This window comes from Streptomyces sp. NPDC002788 (assembly GCF_053592115.1).
Genome location: NZ_JBSFVB010000023.1, coordinates 91,038 through 108,735 on the forward strand (window position 1 = coordinate 91,038; position 17,698 = coordinate 108,735).

Consider the following 17,698-nt stretch of genomic DNA (forward strand, 5'->3'; position numbering starts at 1 on the left):
TCAGGGCTGCAAACATCAAAACCCCCCGTTCCGTTCCGTATCCTGTGCCCGCTCATTCCCAGTCTGTTCGCCCGCAAGCTCCTTCATGAGCAGTGCGAGTACGCTCCGTACACTCTCTCTACGAATTTCCGCGCGGTCGCCGTTCAACCGCAGACCCTCCACTTTTCCGCCGCCGGCAGAACCGGAGTCCGGCCCGAAGGGCCCGTCCACGGCGATGAAAACCGTCCCGACGGGCTGCCCGTCCTGCGGCTCCGGGCCCGCCACACCGGTGGTCGCGATGCCCCAGTCGGTGCCGAGCGCCTTGCGCACGCCGACCGCCATCTGCGCCGCGACCTGCGGATCCACCGCTCCGCGTGCCGCCAGCAAAGTGGCGTCGACACCGAGCAGATCATGCTTCAGTTCGGTGGCGTAGGCGGTCACCGAGCCCCGGAAGACCTTCGATGCCCCGGGGATCGATGTGATCTCCGCCGCAACGAGACCACCGGTCAGCGACTCCGCGACGGCGAGCGTCCCACCGGTCACTGTGAGTAGTCGAACCACGTCGGTGGCCGGGGAACTCACGCTTCCTTCTCCTCCAACGCGGCCTTGCGCTCGGCGATTCCCTGCCTGCGCAGCACAATGGCCTGTTTCACATAGTCGAGCCCGGTCACCACGGTCAGAACAACCGCCGCGGCCATCACCCAGAACCTCATGGTGGCCAACCACCCCGTCAGTGCCAGCACGTACATGCCCACGGCCACGCCCTGGGTGAGGGTCTTGAGCTTGCCCCCGCGGCTGGCGGGGATGACGCCGTACCGAATGACCAGGAAACGCAGCAGCGTGATCCCGAGTTCCCGGCCGAGGATGACGCCGGTGACCCACCAGGGCAGATCGCCGAGCGCGGACAGACAGATCAGCGCGGCCCCCATGATCGCCTTGTCTGCGATGGGGTCGGCGATCTTCCCGAAGTCGGTGACCAGGTTGTACGTGCGCGCGAGATGACCGTCGAAGAGGTCGGTGATCATGGCGATGGCGAAGGCCGCCCAGGCCAGCGACCGCCACGCCGGGTCGTATCCGCCGTCCGCGAGCATCAGCAGGACGAAGGCCGGGACGAGGACCAGCCGGAGCATGGTCAGGAGGTTGGCGACGTTCCAGACGCTGGCCTGGTTGACGGCCGCGGCCGTCAGCTTCCCGCCCCGCGCCTGCTTCCCGTCGGTGCCCTGGACCTCGGCGCCGGGACCCTCACCGACGAGCGCCGCGCTGTCACCGGCGACGGCCCTGCTGTCACCGGCAGCCTCGCCGTCACCGGCACCGGCCGCCCCACCGGCAGCGTCACCATGACCCACGTCCGACGACCCGCCGTGCCCCGCAGCGGGGACCCCACCATCAGCCGACCGCGCGGCCGCACGCCCCACCGCCGCCCCGGGAACCTTCCCCGAGGCCGCGGCAGCCGCACCGGCCGCGGCTCTCCTCGCGCCGGAGGAGCCTCCCGCCGCGGATACCGGGACACCGGTCATCTGCCTGCCTCCTCACTCCACGCAGGCGAAGCGAACGAGCCCTGCAGCGGCTCGGCCACCAGGTCGACACCCTCCGTACCGACCACCTTCGCTTCGACCATACGGCCGCTGCTCAGACCCGCGCCGCTCGTGAGCAGCACCTGGCCGTCCGTCTCGGGCGCCTGGTGCGCGGCACGGCCGTACACGCCCTCCTCGTCGTCCACGGACTCGACGAGCACGTGCACCGTCTGGCCGACACGCTCCTCGGCGCGCTGCGAGACGAGTTCCTCGGCGAGCCGCGAGACGCGGGCCAGCCGCTCGGCGACGACGTCCTCGTCGAGCTTGTTCTCGTAGGTCGCCGCTTCGGTTCCCTCCTCGTCGGAGTAGCCGAAGACGCCGATGGCGTCCAGCCGCGCGCCGTTCAGGAACCGCTCCAGCTCGGCGAGGTCGCCCTCGCTCTCGCCGGGGAAGCCGACGATGAAGTTGGAGCGCACGCCGGCCTCGGGTGCCTTGCTCCGGATCGTGTCGAGCAGCTCCAGGAACCGGTCGGTGTCGCCGAAGCGGCGCATCGCGCGCAGGACGCCGGGCGCGGAGTGCTGGAAGGACAGGTCGAAGTAGGGCGCGACCTTCGGGGTGGAGGTCAGCACGTCGATGAGGCCGGGCCGCATCTCGGCCGGCTGAAGGTAGCTGACGCGCACCCGCTCGATGCCGTCGACCTCGGCGAGTTCGGGCAGCAGCGACTCCAGCAGGCGGATGTCGCCCAGGTCCTTGCCGTAGGAGGTGTTGTTCTCGGAGACCAGCATGATCTCCTTCACGCCCTGCTCGGCCAGCCACCGCGTCTCGTTCAGCACGTCCGAGGGCCGGCGCGAGATGAAAGAGCCGCGGAAGGACGGAATGGCGCAGAAGGAGCAGCGCCGGTCGCAGCCGGAGGCCAGCTTCACGGAGGCGACCGGGGAGCCGTCCAGGCGGCGGCGCAGGGGCGCGCGGGGGCCGGAGGCCGGAGCGAGGCCCTCCGGAAGGTCGGCCGGGGCGTGCCCGGGCAGTGCGACCGCGGTGGCCGACTCCTGGCGCTCCGCCGGGCTGATCGGCAGCAGCTTGCGCCGGTCCCGTGGGGTGTGTGAAGCGTGGATGCCGCCGTTGAGGATGGTCTGGAGGCGGTCCGAGATGTCCGAGTAGTCGTCGAATCCGAGCACGCCGTCGGCCTCGGGCAAAGCTTCGGCGAGTTCCTTGCCGTACCGCTCGGCCATGCAGCCCACCGCCACGACGGCCTGGGTTCTGCCATGCCCCTTGAGGTCGTTGGCTTCCAGGAGGGCGTCGACGGAGTCCTTCTTGGCGGCTTCGACGAAGCCGCAGGTGTTCACGACGGCGACGTCCGCGTCCTCGGCGTCCTCGACGAGCCGCCAGCCGTCCGCCTCCAAACGGCCTGCGAGCTCCTCCGAGTCCACCTCGTTACGGGCGCAGCCAAGGGTGACGAGTGCGACGGTACGGCGTTCAGACATGCGCTCAAGACTACTTCGTCCCGCTGACACCCCACGTCGACGGGGTTGGCCCAGCATGGCCAACCCCGCACGTCCTGCACCCCTTCGGACCAGTTACCCGGCCTCGGGGTCACCCTTCGTGTAGGTCAGGCGCTCGACGGCGCCCGGCTGGAAGTTCTCCTCGATCTTCTTGCCGTTGACGAAGAGGTCGATCGCACCGGCGTCTCCCAGGACGAGGTGGACCTTCGAGCTGTCCTGGAAGGTCTTGGTGTCGCCCTGTTTGAGGACGCCGTCGAAGATCAGCCGGCCGTTGTGGTCCTTGGCGGCGATCCAGCTGTGTCCATCGGCGGCGGCCACCCGGACCGTCACCTTGTCCTGCGGCGCGGCCGCGATGGCACTGTCGGACGGCTTCGGCTCGGGGTCCCCGGGCTTCTTGGTCTTGGTGGTCGGGGAGGCGGACTCGCTGGCCGTGGAGCCCTCGGCCACGTTCGCCTCGCCGGCGCTGTCGTCGCTGCCCTGGAACATGGTGAACCCGACGAAACCGATCACGGCGACGATCGCGGCGACCATGGCCGCGGTCCAGTTGGGCCCGCGTCGCTCCGGACGAATACGTTCCGCCTCGAAGAGGGGAGCTGCCGGGGTCGGCGCCGGACGTCCGCCGTGCTCGTCGCCGTACTGGGCGAGCAAGGGCTCCGGGTCGAGGCGGACGGCCTTGGCCAGGGCCCTGATGTGCCCACGGGCGTAGACGTCCCCACCGCAGGAGGAGAAGTCGTCGGCCTCGATCGCGTGCACGATGTTCATGCGGACCCGGGTGGCGCTACTGACGTCGTCGACGGTCAGCCCGGCGGCGATTCGAGCCTGCTGCAGGGCACGGCCGATGGAGGGGCGGGCTTCCTCGCGGTCTGCTTCGACGTGCTCGTCTTCGAACGGACGCTCGTCTTCAGGGGAGTTGCCGATGGACACGGGGGCGCCTTTCGAGCGTGTAGCCGCCTGTGCTGGAGGTTCAGTCTAGGGGGGGTGCAAAAGGGTGAGGCAACCGGGCGGTGGCACTTTGTACTCCATCGGAATGGCCCGACAGTCCGATGGTTGGGTCGCTGCGTTTCGCTTCCCTCAACTTGACGTACGCCGACGGGAAACGGTTGCGCGATGACCCCTTACGGGTGAGTCACGATCCGGACACCCGTTTGCCGTACACGCCCCGCGAGGCGATCACCGTGTCGCGTTCCCCTACCCTTCAGACTCCCCCCGGATCAGCGCGAGCACGCCATCCAACTCGTCAGGCTTCACAAGAACGTCACGTGCCTTCGAACCCTCGCTCGGTCCGACGATGTTCCGGGACTCCATGAGGTCCATCAGCCGCCCGGCCTTGGCGAAGCCGACGCGCAGTTTGCGCTGGAGCATGGACGTCGATCCGAACTGCGTGGAGACCACCAGTTCGGCCGCCTGGCACAGCAGGTCGAGGTCGTCGCCGATGTCCTCGTCGATCTCCTTCTTCTGCTTGGTGCCCACGACGACGTCGTCCCGGAAGACGGGCGTCATCTGTTCCTTGCAGTGCCGGACGACCCCCGCGATCTCCTCCTCGGTGACGAAGGCGCCCTGCATACGGGTGGGCTTGTTGGCCCCCATCGGCAGGAACAGCCCGTCGCCCTTGCCGATGAGTTTCTCGGCGCCGGGCTGGTCGAGGATGACGCGCGAGTCGGCCAGCGAGGAGGTGGCGAAGGCCAGCCGGGACGGCACGTTCGCCTTGATCAGACCGGTGACGACGTCGACCGAGGGCCGCTGGGTGGCGAGCACCAGGTGGATACCGGCCGCACGCGCGAGCTGCGTGATGCGCACGATGGCGTCCTCGACGTCCCGCGGCGCGACCATCATCAGGTCGGCGAGCTCGTCGACGATGACCAGCAGGTACGGGTACGGCTGAAGCTCCCGTTCACTGCCCTCGGGCGGCTTGACCTTGCCCTCGCGCACGGCCCGGTTGAAGTCGTCGATGTGCCGGAAGCCGTAGGCCGCCAGGTCGTCGTAGCGCAGGTCCATCTCGCGTACGACCCACTGGAGCGCCTCGGCGGCCCGCTTGGGGTTGGTGATGATCGGCGTGATGAGGTGCGGGATGCCCTCGTAGGCGGTCAGCTCGACCCGCTTGGGGTCGACGAGGATCATCCGGACGTCCTCGGGGGTCGCCCGCATCATGACCGAGGTGATCAGGCAGTTGATGCAGGACGACTTGCCGGAGCCGGTGGCGCCGGCGACCAGCATGTGCGGCATCTTCGCCAGCGAGTGCATGACGTAGCCGCCCTCGACGTCCTTGCCGAACGCGACCAGCATCGGGTCGTCGTCCTCCGCGGACTCCGCCAGGCGCAGCACGTCACCGAGGTTGACCATCTCCCGGTCGGTGTTCGGGATCTCGATGCCGACCGCGGACTTGCCGGGGATCGGGCTGATGATCCGTACGTCCGGGGAGGCGACGGCGTAGGCGATGTTCTTGGTCAGCGCGGTGATCCGCTCGACCTTCACGGCGGGGCCGAGCTCGACCTCGTAGCGCGTGACCGTCGGCCCGCGGGTGAAGCCGGTGACGCCGGCGTCCACCTTGAACTCGGTGAAGACCGTGGTCAGCGACTCGACGACGAGGTCGTTGGCGGCGCTGCGCGCCTTGCCCGGGCCGCCGCGCTCGAGCAGATCGAGCGACGGCAGGGCGTACGTGATGTCGCCGGACAACTGGAGCTGCTCCGCACGCTGAGGCAGATCGCGCGGCTCGGCGGGCGGCGCCTTGGTGAGGTCGCGGACGCCCGCCCTGGGCTTCTGCGGCTCGGGCTTGTCCTGCTGCGGCTTGTCCTGCCGGGGCCGAGCGGCGGGGACGGGCGTCGGTGTGGTCGGCTCCCGGTCGCCCGCCCGCACGCCCTGGGTGAGGTCGGCGACGATCGGCGAGGGCGGCATCCCGTGCAACACGGCACCGTCGAGCGCGGCGGCGGCAGCAGCGGCGACGTCCACGGCGTCCCTGGGGCGGTCCATGTCGGGCTGCGGCACGGCCGAGCGCCGGGGACGGCCACGGCGCCGCGCGAGGGCCTCCTGCTCGCCGTCGTCGGGGTCGTACGCCGCGGGTGCCGGCGCACGCCTGCCGCGCGGGCGCGCGGGCAACGCCTCGCGCCACTGCTCCTCGTAGCGCTCGTCGTCCTCGGCGAGGCCGTACTCGTCCTCGGCCGGGTCGCGCACGATCCCGAGCCGCACCCCGAGCAGCCGCAGCCGCTGCGGAATGGCGTTGACCGGGGTGGCCGTGACGACCAGCAGCCCGAAGATCGTCAGCAGCACCAGCAGCGGTACGGCGAGCACATGGCCCATGGCGTACGACAGCGGGGTCGCCACGGCCCAGCCGATGAGGCCGCCTGCGTCCCTTATGGCCTGCATGCCGTCGCCGCGCGCGGGTGAGCCGCAGGCGATGTGGACCTGGCCGAGCACCCCGATGACGAGCGCGGACAGGCCGATGACGATGCGCCCGTTGGCCTCGGGCTTCTCCGGATGGCGGATGAACCGCACGGCGACGACCGCGAGCAGTATCGGCACGAGCAGGTCGAGCCGGCCGAAGGCGCCGGTCACCAGGATCTCGACCAGGTCCCCCACGGGGCCCTCGAGATCGGCCCAGGTGCCCGCGGCGACGATCAGCGCGATGCCGAGCAGCAGCAAAGCGACGCCGTCCTTGCGGTGGGCCGGGTCGAGGTTCCTGGCGCCCTGCCCTATTCCGCGGAACACGGCGCCGACGGCGTGCGCCACGCCCAGCCACACGGCGCGCACGAGCCGGTAGACGCCACCGGTGGGACTGGGCGCCGGTTTGGGCGCGACCTTCTTGGCCGCGGCCTTCCGGGCTGGCGCCTTCTTCGCGGGAGCTTTTCTGGCAGCGGCCTTCTTCGCCGGAGCCTTCGCCGAAGCGGCCGCCTTCTTCGCGGGCGGCTTCTTGGCTGCGGAGGGACGTGAGGCCATGGGTGTGAGGTTACCGGTGGAGACGGCAGGGGACACGTGTGCCTACGGCTTCACCCGTTCGTGTCGTATCCGGGAGAGGCACGAAACTGACGCGCGGTCACGGCGGACAACCCCGCCTGTGCGCGGGTCAGTTCTGCGAGGACACCGAGGACGTGCTCCCGGTGCCCGGCTCCAGCGCGTCCAGCGCCCGCCGCAACCCCGTGAGCTTGCGCTCCAGATGAGCCGCCGTGGCCACGGCGGCAGCGTCCGTCGACTCGTCGTTGAGCTGCTTGGTCAGCGCTTCGGCCTGCTCCTCGACGGCCGCGAGCCGCGCGGAGAGTTCCGCGAGCAGCCCGGCCGACTCCTTGGCCTCGCCGTCCGCGTCCTTGCCGTTGCCCTCCAACTGGAGCCTCAGCAGCGAGGCCTGCTCACGCAGCTGGCAGTTCTTCATGTACAGCTCGACGAAGACGGAGACCTTCGCCCGCAGCACCCAGGGGTCGAACGGCTTGGAGATGTAGTCGACCGCGCCCGCCGCGTAACCCCGGAAGGTGTGGTGCGGGCCGTGGTTGATCGCCGTGAGGAAGATGATAGGGATGTCCCGGGTCCGCTCACGCCGCTTGATGTGCGCGGCGGTTTCGAAGCCGTCCATGCCCGGCATCTGGACGTCCAGCAGGATGACCGCGAAGTCGTCCGTGAGCAGCGCTTTGAGCGCCTCCTCCCCGGACGATGCCCGCACCAGCGTCTGATCGAGCGCAGAGAGGATCGCCTCCAGCGCCAGCAGATTCTCCGGCCGGTCATCGACCAGGAGGATCTTGGCCTTCTGCACCATGGCCCGCCCTCCTCGCCCCGGCGTGGGGCCTCCCCTGTCCGCAGGTCCTGTGGAAGCACCGGTGGGTGCCGCCCCAGGGGACGACTCCCTTGCGTCGCCCGTCCTTGTGCCGGTCATCGTAGCCGCACCCCGCCCGTCGCCACACCCTGTCACCGTGATGTCACCGTGCACATAGCAGAAACGCAGCAGGAGACCAGAAGGTTCCCCGGATCTTGTACTTCTACACGACTATGCACACACCGAGTTCGCAACTCCGTGTGAACACCGAACCTTCCCGCCATGGTCGCGCACCTGCCCAAGGTTCCCCTCACTCCCCTCGCATCCACTGATCCATCACCGTCAGCAGGTGATCGGGGTCGACCGGCTTCGTCACGTAGTCGGAAGCGCCCGAGTCGATCGCCTTCTCCCGGTCGCCCTTCATCGCCTTCGCGGTCAGCGCGATGATCGGCAGCCCGGCGAACTGCGGCATCCTGCGGATCGCCGTGGTCGTCGCGTACCCGTCCATCTCGGGCATCATGATGTCCATCAACACGACCGCCACGTCGTCGTGCTGCTCGAGGACCTCGATACCCTCCCGGCCGTTCTCGGCGTACAGCACCGACAGGCCGTGCTGCTCCAGGACGCTGGTCAGGGCGAAGACGTTGCGGATGTCGTCGTCGACGATCAGGACCTTCTGACCACCGAAGCGGATGCCCCGCTGCGTCTTGGGCACCGTCTCCTGCTCCGCGGGCGTCCACTGCTCCGGCTGGGCCGGACGCTGCGACAGCTCGGGCATCCTGCGGCGCCGCCGGAACAGGGCGGCCGGCCCGTTCTGCGTGTCGCGGTACGACTTCACCTCGGCCGGCGTCTCGGCCTCCACGTCGGACAGCTCGGTCAGATCGGACGTCGACGCCACCAGGTCACCGGCCTCCAGGGCGGGCAGCTGCTGCTGGTAGCCCTGCGGCGGCAGCTCGCTGGGGTGCAGCGGCAGGTACAGCGTGAACGTCGAGCCGCGGCCCGTCTCGCTCTGCGCGTAAATCTCCCCGCCGAGCAGCTGCGCGATCTCCCGCGAGATGGACAGCCCCAGACCCGTACCGCCGTACTTGCGGCTGGTGGTGCCGTCGGCCTGCTTGAACGCCTCGAAAATCACCCGCATCTTGCTGGACGCGATGCCGATCCCGGTGTCCGTGACGGAGAACGCGATCAGCTCGGCGTCCGCGTCGGTCAACGACCCGGTCTCCAGCAGCTGCTCCCGGATCTTCTGCGGCACGTCGTCCCGCGCCGGCCTGATGACCAGCTCCACCGACCCGGAGTCGGTGAACTTCACCGCGTTCGACAGCAGGTTGCGCAGCACCTGCAGCAGCCGCTGCTCGTCGGTGTGCAGCGTGGCGGGCAGCTCCGGCGACACCCGTACGGACAGGTCCAGGCCCTTCTCCGCGGTCAGCGGGCGGAAGGTGGCCTCCACGTAGTCCACGAGCTGGACGAGCGCGATCCGCGTCGGCGAGACGTCCATCTTCCCCGCCTCGACCTTCGACAGGTCGAGGATGTCGTTGATCAACTGGAGCAGGTCGGAACCGGCCCCGTGGATCGTCTCGGCGAACTCGACCTGCTTCGGGGAGAGGTTCCCCTCGGCGTTGTCGGCGAGCAGCTTGGCCAGGATCAACAGCGAGTTGAGCGGCGTACGCAGCTCGTGCGACATGTTCGCCAGGAACTCGCTCTTGTAGCGCATCGACACCGCGAGCTGCTCGGCGCGCTCCTCCAGGACCTGCCGCGCCTCCTCGATCTCGGTGTTCTTCACCTCGATGTCGCGGTTCTGCCGGGCCAGCAGCTCGGCCTTCTCCTCCAGTTCGGCGTTGGAGGCCTGGAGGGCCTTCTGCCGCTGCTCCAACTCGGCGGACCGCTCCCGAAGTTGCTCGGTCAGCTCCTGCGACTGCGCCAGCAGCAGCTCCGTCTTGGTGTTGACGGAGATGGTGTTGACGCTGGTCGCGATCATCTCCGCGATCTGGTTGAGGAAGTCCTTCTGGATCTGCGTGAACGGCGTGAAGGACGCCAGCTCGATGACGCCGAGCACGCTGCCCTCGAACAGCACCGGCAGCACGATCACCTGTGCGGGCGGCGCCTCACCGAGCCCCGAGGAGATCTTCAGATAGCCGCTCGGCGCGTTCTCCACCAGGATCGTGCGCTTCTCCTCGGCGGCCGTCCCGACCAGCGCCTCACCGGGCTGGAACGATGTCGGCATGGAGCCCATCGAGTAGCCGTACGAACCGAGCATGCGCAGCTCGTACTGGTCCTCGTCCGCGGCGTTCATGTCCTCGCCGTCGACGAGCGGCATCGCCACGAAGAACGCGCCGTGCTGCGCGGACACCACCGGTGTCAGCTCGCTCATGATCAGCGAGGCCACGTCCTCCAGGTCGCGGCGGCCCTGCATCAGCGCGGAGATCCGGGCCAGGTTGCCCTTGAGCCAGTCCTGCTCCTTGTTGGCGATCGTGGTGTCGCGCAGGTTGGCGATCATCTTGTTGATGTAGTCCTGGAGCTCCTGGATCTCCCCGGACGCGTCCACGTCGATCTTCAGGTTCAGATCGCCCCGGGTCACCGCGGTCGCCACGCGCGCGATGGCGCGCACCTGCCGGGTCAGGTTCCCGGCCATCTCGTTCACGGACTCGGTCAGGTCCCGCCAGGTGCCGTCGACGTCACGCACGCGTGCCTGCCCGCCGAGCTGCCCTTCCGTACCCACCTCGCGGGCGACCCGGGTGACCTCCTCGGCGAAGGACGACAGCTGGTCGACCATCGTGTTGATGGTCGTCTTCAGCTCCAGGATCTCCCCGCGCGCGTCGATGTCGATCTTCTTCGTCAGGTCACCCTTGGCGATGGCCGTGGTCACCATGGCGATGTTGCGCACCTGACCGGTGAGGTTGGACGCCATCTGGTTCACGGACTCGGTCAGGTCCTTCCACGTACCGGCCACACCCGGCACGTGCGCCTGCCCGCCGAGGATGCCGTCCGTACCCACCTCACGGGCCACCTTGGTGACCTGTTCGGCGAACGAACTCAGCGTCTTCACCATCGTGTTGATGGTGTCGGCGAGCTGCGCGACCTCGCCGCGCGCCTCGATGGTGACCTGCCGCGTCAGGTCACCGTTGGCGACCGCCGCGGAGACCTGGGAGATGTTCCGCACCTGAGTGGTCAGGTTCTTGGCCATCAGGTTGACGTTGTCGCTCAGGTCCTTCCAGATGCCCGTGACACCCGGCACGTGCGCCTGGCCGCCGAGGATGCCCTCGGTGCCCACCTCACGGGCCACGCGTGTCACCTGCTCGGCGAACGAGGACAGCTGGTCGACCATCGTGTTGACGGTCGTCACCAACTCGAGGATCTCGCCCTTGGCGTCGACGGTGATCTTCTTCGACAGATCACCCCGGGCGACCGCGGTGGTGACCTCGGCGATGTTGCGCACCTGGATGGTCAGGTTGTTCGCCATGCCGTTCACGGACTGGGTGAGGTCCTTCCAGGTGCCGGAGACGCCCTGCACCTCGGCCTGACCGCCCAGGATGCCCTCCGTACCCACCTCACGGGCCACACGCGTGACCTCCTGGGCGAACGACGACAGCTGGTCCACCATCGTGTTCAGGGTGTTCTTCAGCTCCAGGATCTCGCCGCGCGCGTCCACGGTGATCTTCTGGGACAGGTCACCCCGGGCCACCGCGGTCGCCACCTGGGCGATGTTGCGCACCTGCGCGGTGAGGTTGCCGGCCATGCCGTTCACGGAGTCCGTCAGGTCACGCCACACACCGGCGACCCCCGGCACCTGCGCCTGGCCGCCCAGCCGGCCGTCCGTACCCACCTCGCGCGCGACCCGGGTCACCTGGTCGGCGAAGGCCGAGAGCTGGTCCACCATCGTGTTGATGGTGTTCTTCAGCTCCAGGATCTCCCCGCGCGCGTCGACGTCGATCTTCTGCGACAGGTCGCCCCGGGCCACGGCCGTCGTCACCTGCGCGATGTTGCGCACCTGGGAGGTGAGGTTGCCGGCCATCGAGTTGACGGAGTCGGTGAGTTCCTTCCACGTGCCCGACACACCGTCGACACGGGCCTGACCACCGAGACGGCCCTCGGTGCCCACGTCCCGGGCCATCCGGGTCACCTGGTCGGCGAAGGACGACAGCTGGTCCACCATCGTGTTCACGGTGTTCTTCAGCTTGAGCATCTCGCCCGAGACGTCGACCGTGACCTTCTGCGAGAGGTCGCCGTTGGCCACCGCCGTCGTCACCTGGGCGATGTTCCGCACCTGACCGGTGAGGTTCCGGAACGCCGTGTTGACGGAGTCCGTCAGGTCCTTCCACGTCCCGGCAGCACCCGGCACCTGCGCCTGACCGCCCAGCTCACCCTCGACACCGATCTCCCGCGCCACACGGGTCACTTCCGCACCGAAGGACGACAGCTGATCCACCATCGTGTTGACGGTGTTCTTCAACTCCAGCATCTCGCCGGCCACGTCCACGGTGACCTTCTGCGACAGGTCACCGTTGGCCACCGCCGTCGTCACGGCGGCGATGTCCCGCACCTGAGTGGTCAGGTTCCGGAACACCGTGTTCACCGAATCGGTGAGGTCCTTCCACGTCCCCGCCGCACCCGGCACGTTCGCCTGACCGCCGAGCCGCCCCTCGGCACCGACCTCGTTGGCCACGCGCGTGACCTCGTCCGCGAAAATCCGCAGTGTCTCGGTCATCTGGTTGATCGTCTCGGCGAGCTGCGCGACCTCGCCGCGCGCCGGCACGGTCACCTTCCGCGACAGATCACCGTTGGCGACCGCGGTCGTCACCTCCGCGATCCCGCGCACCTGGGCCGTGAGGTTCCCGGCCATGGTGTTCACGGAATCGGTGAGCTCCTTCCACACACCGTCCACGCCGGGCACCTGCGCCTGACCGCCCAGCGCGCCCTCGGTGCCCACCTCGCGGGCGACTCGCGTCACCTCGGAGGAGAACGCCGACAGCTGGTCCACCATCGTGTTGACGGTGTTCTTCAGCTCCAGCATCTCGCCGGCCACGTGCACCGTGACCTTCCGCGACAGATCACCCTTGGCGACCGCCGTCGTCACCAGCGCGATGTCCCTCACCTGGGCCGTCAGCCGGTACGCCATCGTGTTGACGGAGTCCGTGAGGTCCTTCCACGAACCCGACATGCCACGCACACGTGCCTGCCCGCCCAGTTTGCCCTCGGTGCCCACCTCACTGGCCACACGCGTGACCTCGTCGGTGAACGTCGACAGCTGGTCCACCAGGTTGTTGACGGTCCGCCCGACCTTCAGGAACTCGCCCCGCAACGGCTGACCGTTCCCGTCCGGCACCTGCGTCCGCAACTCCATACGCGGCGACAGATCACCCTCGGCCACCGCGGACAACACCCGGCTGACCTCGGAAACCGGCCGAACCAAGTCGTCCACCAGGGCGTTCGAGTTGTCGATCGCGGTCGCCCAGGAGCCCTCGCAGGCGCCCGTTTCCAGCCGCTCGGTCAGCTTGCCCTCACGGCCCACCATGCGCCGCACCCGCGACAGCTCACCCGTCAGATGCAGGTTCCGGTCGGCCACCTCGTTGAAGACCGCCGCGATCTCGGACATCACGCCGTCGCCGGACACCGTGAGCCGCTTGCGGAAGTTCCCGTCCCGCATGGACACCAGGGCCGCCATCAGACGGTTCAGCGCTGCCGTGTCCACCTCGGTGGTGCCGTTGCGCGCTCTGCCCTGGTTGCTCGGGGACTGTCCGCCTTTCGCGCGCGTCTTCGTGCCACGCGTCGCTGTGCCAGACTCCACTGTGTCCCTCCCGCAGGGGTCGACCGTCACTGCTGTGCCCGGTTGCCGCGCTCGGCGTACCGGTTACTACTGCGTATTCTCTGCCCTGCATACCAGGCCGTTTCCACGGGGCTGCTGCCCGGCGTAAGCCTCGGCCACTCAGCCTGCCCGGACTTTCACAAGAAGCTTGCCCAGTGTTTCACCTCGGCCGAACCAGGCCATAACAGTTCGGCAGCTTCGCACATCGTCCGCACACCCTCCGGACGGAAACACTGCAGACCGGCATCCGCACGGACCGCGAAGGTAAGTAACCTTGCATCCGGCTGTCCAGCCGCGCCGGTCCGTCCGGCCTGGGCGGTGGCACGAAGACGAGCGGGCATCGGAGGGGCGGCCGCACACATGACCACCGGACTGATCCCGGGGGGACAGCCCCCGGACCCCCGGCCGACGGGCGGACTGCCGCAACAGCGGCGCGAGCCCGTCGGCCCCGAAGCCCAGCACGTCGAGAACCGGTCGAGGAGTTCTGTGATCACCGCGCGCGCGGCCGCCAGTTTCGAGCCCGTCGGGCGCTCGGTCGCGAGCGCCCGCTCCTTCGTCCGCGACACCCTCCAGGGCTGGGGCTTCGCCGACATCGTCGACGACGCCGTCGTTCTCACCAGCGAACTGGTGACCAACGCAGTGGTCCACGCCGGCACCTCCGCCGACGTGCTGTGCCTGCGCAGCGACGACGGCGTACGCATCGAGGTGGCCGACCGCTACCCCGAGCGTGAGATCCCGCTCCAGGGCACGGCCGTCAACATGGGCAGCCCTGACCGCGAGGGCGGCCGCGGCCTGCAACTGTGCGCGGCCCTCGCCGGACGCTGGGGCGTCGAGTACACCCCCGCCCACAAGACCGTCTGGTTCCAACTCGACCTGCCCGCACGGGTTGTGGGCACCCGCGCTGCCGGCCCGGCCCTCCCCTCGGAACTCCTCCCCCTCGCCGACGGCCGGGTGCGCGTGGCCGTCATCCAGATCGACCACACCGGCCACATCACCGCCTGGAACGAGGACGCCGAGGAACTCTTCGGCTACCCCGCCGAGCAGGTCACCGGCAAGCCCCTCACCGACCTCGCCGCCTGGCCGCACACCCCCGGCACCAGCACCGGCATCGCCGAGGCGCTCCGCCTCTCCCGCTGGGAGGGCAGCTACGGCATCCGCGACGCGGGCGGCCGCGTCACCCCCGTCTACGCCTCCCACCTGCGTGTCCGCGACACCGGCGGCGAACCGTCAACCGTGTGCCTCCTGGTACGGGACCACGAACGGGCCGTTCTTCAGACGCCCCTGCGCGTCCCCGCCTCCGACACCTCCACCGGCTCCGACGGCCAGAGCACCGACCCCTTCGAGGTGTTCATCGGCTCCCCCGCCCCGGACGACCTCGACGGCCTCCTCCAGCGCACGGTCGAACGCGCACGCGACATGCTCGACGGCGACTCGGCCTTCCTCCTGCTCGCCACCGATGACGAGACAGAACTGGAGGTCCGCGCCTCCACCGGCCTGCCCTCCGCCCGCCAGCGCTTCGCCCGCGTCCCCGTCGAGGCGGGCACCGGCCGCTACGGCTCGGCCCGCATGCCGGCCGTCCACGACGACCTAGCGGCGGTCTCCGGCGCGGTGCCCCTGCTGAACGGCACGGGCATGCGCTCGGTCGTCACGGTCCCCCTGAAGGTCGAGGGCCGCCTCACCGGCTCTCTCGGCGTCGCCGCCGAGGCACCCGGCAGATACTCCAACGAGGAGGCCCTGCGCCTCCAGTTCGCCGCCGACCGCATCGCCCTCGCCGTCGAATCCGCCCGCCTGGGTGAACTCGAACGCCTGCGCCGCGGCTCCCTCAGCTTCCTCGTCGAGGCCTCCGACCTCCTGGCCGGCACCCTGGACCGCGACCAGACCCTGGCCCTGATGGCCCAGATGACGGTCCCGACCCTCGCCACCTGGTGCGCCGTCTACACGATCGCCGATCAGGCCTCGGAGCCCTACCTCTCCTACGTTCTGCACGAGGACGAGGAACTCATCGACGGCATCAAGTCCCTGCTGTCGAAGGTCCCCCCGCCCGACCCGGTCCCCACCCCCGGCGCCCGCGTCTGGACGGCCCCCGCCGAGGTGGCCCACCAGGCGGCCCTGCGCAGCTCCATGCGCAGCCTCGGCCTGAGCGGCGGCCCGACCCGCCAGGTCACGCCGGGTATCGCTCCGAGCCTCGCCACGGCCTCCGCCGTCGGCGGCGAGACGGTCGTCCTCCCCCTGGTCGCCCGTAACCGCGTCATCGGCATGCTGACCCTCGGCAAGCCAACCGACGAGCACTTCCGCCAGGAGATCCTGGAGCTCGCCGAGGACCTCTCCCGCCGAGCCGCACTGGCCCTGGACAACGCCCGCCTGTACTCGGAGCGCACGGCGATCAGCCAGTCCCTCCAGCGCAGTCTCCTCCCCCCGGAACTCCCCGAGATCGACGGCGTCGAGGTCGAGGTCATCTACCGCGCTGCCGGCGAGGGAAACGAGGTCGGCGGCGACTTCTACGACCTCTTCCCCATCAGCGACGGCGCCTACGGCTTCGCCATCGGCGACGTCTGCGGTACGGGCCCCAACGCGGCGGCGGTCACGGGCCTCGCCCGCCACGCCCTGCGCCTCCTCGCCCGCGAGGGCCTCAGCGGCCCGGCGGTCCTGGAACGCCTCAACTCCGCCATCCTCGACGAAGGCGCCCGCAGCCGCTTCCTCACCCTCCTCTACGGCGAGATGCGCCCGCAGGAGGACGGCAGCGCGGAGTTGAAGGTGGTCTGCGCCGGACACCCGCTGCCGCTGCGCCTGCGCCAGGACGGCACGGTCGAGCCGGCCGCCGAGCCCCAGCCGCTCCTCGGCGTCATCGACGACCTGGAGCTGTACGAGCAGAGGGTCACGCTCGACCCGGGCGATGTCCTGCTGTGCGTCACGGACGGCGTCACGGAACGCCGCGAGGGCACCCGCATGCTGGGCGACGACGGCCTCACCGACGTCCTGACGACCTGCACGGGCCTCACGGCCGGCGCGGTCGCGGCCCGCATCATGCGCGCGGTGGAACGCTTCGCATCGGACGCCCCGTCCGACGACATGGCGATCCTGGCGATGCGCGTCCCGGGCCTCCACAAGGACTAGGACAACGAAAAAGGCCCCACCCTCTCGGGTGGGGCCTTTTCTGCTGGAGCCCCCAAACGGAATCGAACCGTTGACCTTCTCCTTACCATGGAGACGCTCTACCGACTGAGCTATAGGGGCCTGTCGCTTTGCGGGGTTTCCCCCGGCGGCAACGGAATAGATCATACCCTGAACAGGCCCGTGCTCCCAACCACGTCAGAAGGCGGGCTGGAGAAGCCCTCCTAGGGCATTACAGGCGGACACGATCCGCTGCATGTCCCGCTTGGTGAGGGCGGCGTCCACCGGCAGCGCGAGCGTCTCGTCGGCAGCCCGCTCGGTCTCCGGAAGGGAAACACACCGCCGGAATTCGGGCAGTCGGTGCACGGGCGTCTTCACCGGCACCCGGCATTCAACTCCCTTGGCCCGCACGGCCCGGGCGAAAGCATCGCGATCCGGCCGCCCGTTGCCCGGGACCCGCACGACGTACTGCTGATAGGTGTGTCCGTCACCGTCGTCCGGCGTCCGCACACCCCTCAACTTGGCGTCGAGGTAGGCCGCCCGTTCCCTGCGCTGGGCTATCTCGTCGTACGGCGCCTCGGACTCCCCTTGCTCCAGGACGAGCAGCCCGTGCCGCTGCCCCACCTGGTGCAGCCGTGCGATGTCGGCGAGCCGGCCGAAGCGGTGGACGACCACCACGGCCGCGGTCCGCGAAGTCACCGCCGCTTCCACGGCGACGGGGTCCAGGCAGTAGGTGAAAGGATCTATGTCGGCGAACACCGGCATCGCCCCGGCCATGGCAACGGCCTCCGCGACCTCGACGTTTCCGAAGGCCGGCACGACGACCTCGTCACCGAGTCCGACACCGGCGGCCCTGAGCATTGCAGCAGTACCCATGCTCTGGATGCTGGTTGCGCAACGTGAACTTCAAGTGACGCGCAACAAAAAAGGGTTGGACCCCGAACCGAAGTTCAGGGTCCAACCCATTCAATGATTGTTCGGCGGCGTCCTACTCTCCCACAGGGTCCCCCCTGCAGTACCATCGGCGCTGTAAGGCTTAGCTTCCGGGTTCGGAATGTAA

9 protein-coding genes, 1 tRNA gene and 1 rRNA gene are annotated in these 17,698 nt (G+C 69.2%); 1 reads left to right on the forward strand and 10 read right to left on the reverse strand.

Features of this window, described 5'->3' with window-relative positions; genetic code table 11:
• Window positions 1-15: 15 nt before the first annotated feature.
• The 7 genes from ACWD1U_RS32960 to ACWD1U_RS32990 form a co-directional block, all read right to left on the reverse strand.
• Entirely contained in the window at window positions 16-561 is a 546-nt protein-coding gene (locus tag ACWD1U_RS32960) for a CinA family protein (RefSeq protein ID WP_451113031.1), read from the reverse strand.
• On the reverse strand, window positions 558-1,496 hold the full coding sequence (pgsA, locus tag ACWD1U_RS32965) for a CDP-diacylglycerol--glycerol-3-phosphate 3-phosphatidyltransferase (RefSeq protein WP_451113032.1): 939 nt from the start codon (window positions 1,494-1,496) through the stop codon (window positions 558-560). Before pgsA ends, ACWD1U_RS32960 begins: the two co-directional genes overlap by 4 nt.
• Window positions 1,493-2,974 (reverse strand): 30S ribosomal protein S12 methylthiotransferase RimO, encoded by a 1,482-nt coding sequence (gene rimO, locus ACWD1U_RS32970; protein WP_451113033.1) that lies wholly within the window; start codon window positions 2,972-2,974, stop codon window positions 1,493-1,495. The genes pgsA and rimO overlap by 4 nt, the downstream gene beginning before the upstream one ends.
• 93 nt (window positions 2,975-3,067) lie before the next feature.
• Window positions 3,068-3,916, reverse strand: a complete 849-nt coding sequence (locus tag ACWD1U_RS32975) for a helix-turn-helix domain-containing protein (protein ID WP_451113034.1) — start codon at window positions 3,914-3,916, stop codon at window positions 3,068-3,070.
• Window positions 3,917-4,180: 264 nt separating this feature from the next.
• A complete protein-coding gene (locus ACWD1U_RS32980; RefSeq protein ID WP_451113035.1) occupies window positions 4,181-6,922 on the reverse strand; it encodes a DNA translocase FtsK in 2,742 nt (913 codons plus the stop codon).
• Window positions 6,923-7,049: 127 nt separating this feature from the next.
• Window positions 7,050-7,730 (reverse strand): response regulator, encoded by a 681-nt coding sequence (locus ACWD1U_RS32985; protein WP_451113036.1) that lies wholly within the window; start codon window positions 7,728-7,730, stop codon window positions 7,050-7,052.
• 307 nt (window positions 7,731-8,037) lie between these two features.
• A complete protein-coding gene (locus ACWD1U_RS32990; RefSeq protein ID WP_451113037.1) occupies window positions 8,038-13,509 on the reverse strand; it encodes a HAMP domain-containing protein in 5,472 nt (1,823 codons plus the stop codon).
• 378 nt (window positions 13,510-13,887) lie between these two features.
• Here ACWD1U_RS32990 and ACWD1U_RS32995 point away from each other — a divergent pair, with 378 nt between their 5' ends.
• Window positions 13,888-16,641 carry a SpoIIE family protein phosphatase gene (locus ACWD1U_RS32995; protein ID WP_451113038.1) on the forward strand — a complete coding sequence of 918 codons (2,754 nt, stop codon included), beginning with the start codon at window positions 13,888-13,890 and terminating at the stop codon, window positions 16,639-16,641.
• Window positions 16,642-16,685: 44 nt separating this feature from the next.
• On the opposite strand, the gene ACWD1U_RS33000 is transcribed toward ACWD1U_RS32995, so the two are convergent.
• From ACWD1U_RS33000 to rrf, 3 genes are all read right to left on the reverse strand, one after another.
• Window positions 16,686-16,761 (reverse strand) — tRNA-Thr (locus tag ACWD1U_RS33000).
• A 75-nt stretch (window positions 16,762-16,836) separates the two neighbouring features.
• Window positions 16,837-17,499: a DegT/DnrJ/EryC1/StrS family aminotransferase gene (locus tag ACWD1U_RS33005; RefSeq protein WP_451113041.1), complete on the reverse strand. Its 663-nt coding sequence runs from the start codon at window positions 17,497-17,499 to the stop codon at window positions 16,837-16,839.
• 114 nt (window positions 17,500-17,613) lie between these two features.
• A 5S ribosomal RNA gene (gene rrf, locus ACWD1U_RS33010) occupies window positions 17,614-17,698 on the reverse strand; the annotation flags it as partial.

Coding starts and splice junctions, on each gene's coding strand:
- pgsA (WP_451113032.1), bottom strand. CDS start 1,496: ATGACCGGTGTCCCGGTATCCGCGGCGGGAGGCTCCTCCGGCGCGAGG.
- rimO (WP_451113033.1), bottom strand. CDS start 2,974: ATGTCTGAACGCCGTACCGTCGCACTCGTCACCCTTGGCTGCGCCCGT.
- ACWD1U_RS32980 (WP_451113035.1), bottom strand. CDS start 6,922: ATGGCCTCACGTCCCTCCGCAGCCAAGAAGCCGCCCGCGAAGAAGGCG.
- ACWD1U_RS32985 (WP_451113036.1), bottom strand. CDS start 7,730: ATGGTGCAGAAGGCCAAGATCCTCCTGGTCGATGACCGGCCGGAGAAT.
- ACWD1U_RS32995 (WP_451113038.1), top strand. CDS start 13,888: ATGACCACCGGACTGATCCCGGGGGGACAGCCCCCGGACCCCCGGCCG.
- ACWD1U_RS33005 (WP_451113041.1), bottom strand. CDS start 17,499: ATGCTCAGGGCCGCCGGTGTCGGACTCGGTGACGAGGTCGTCGTGCCG.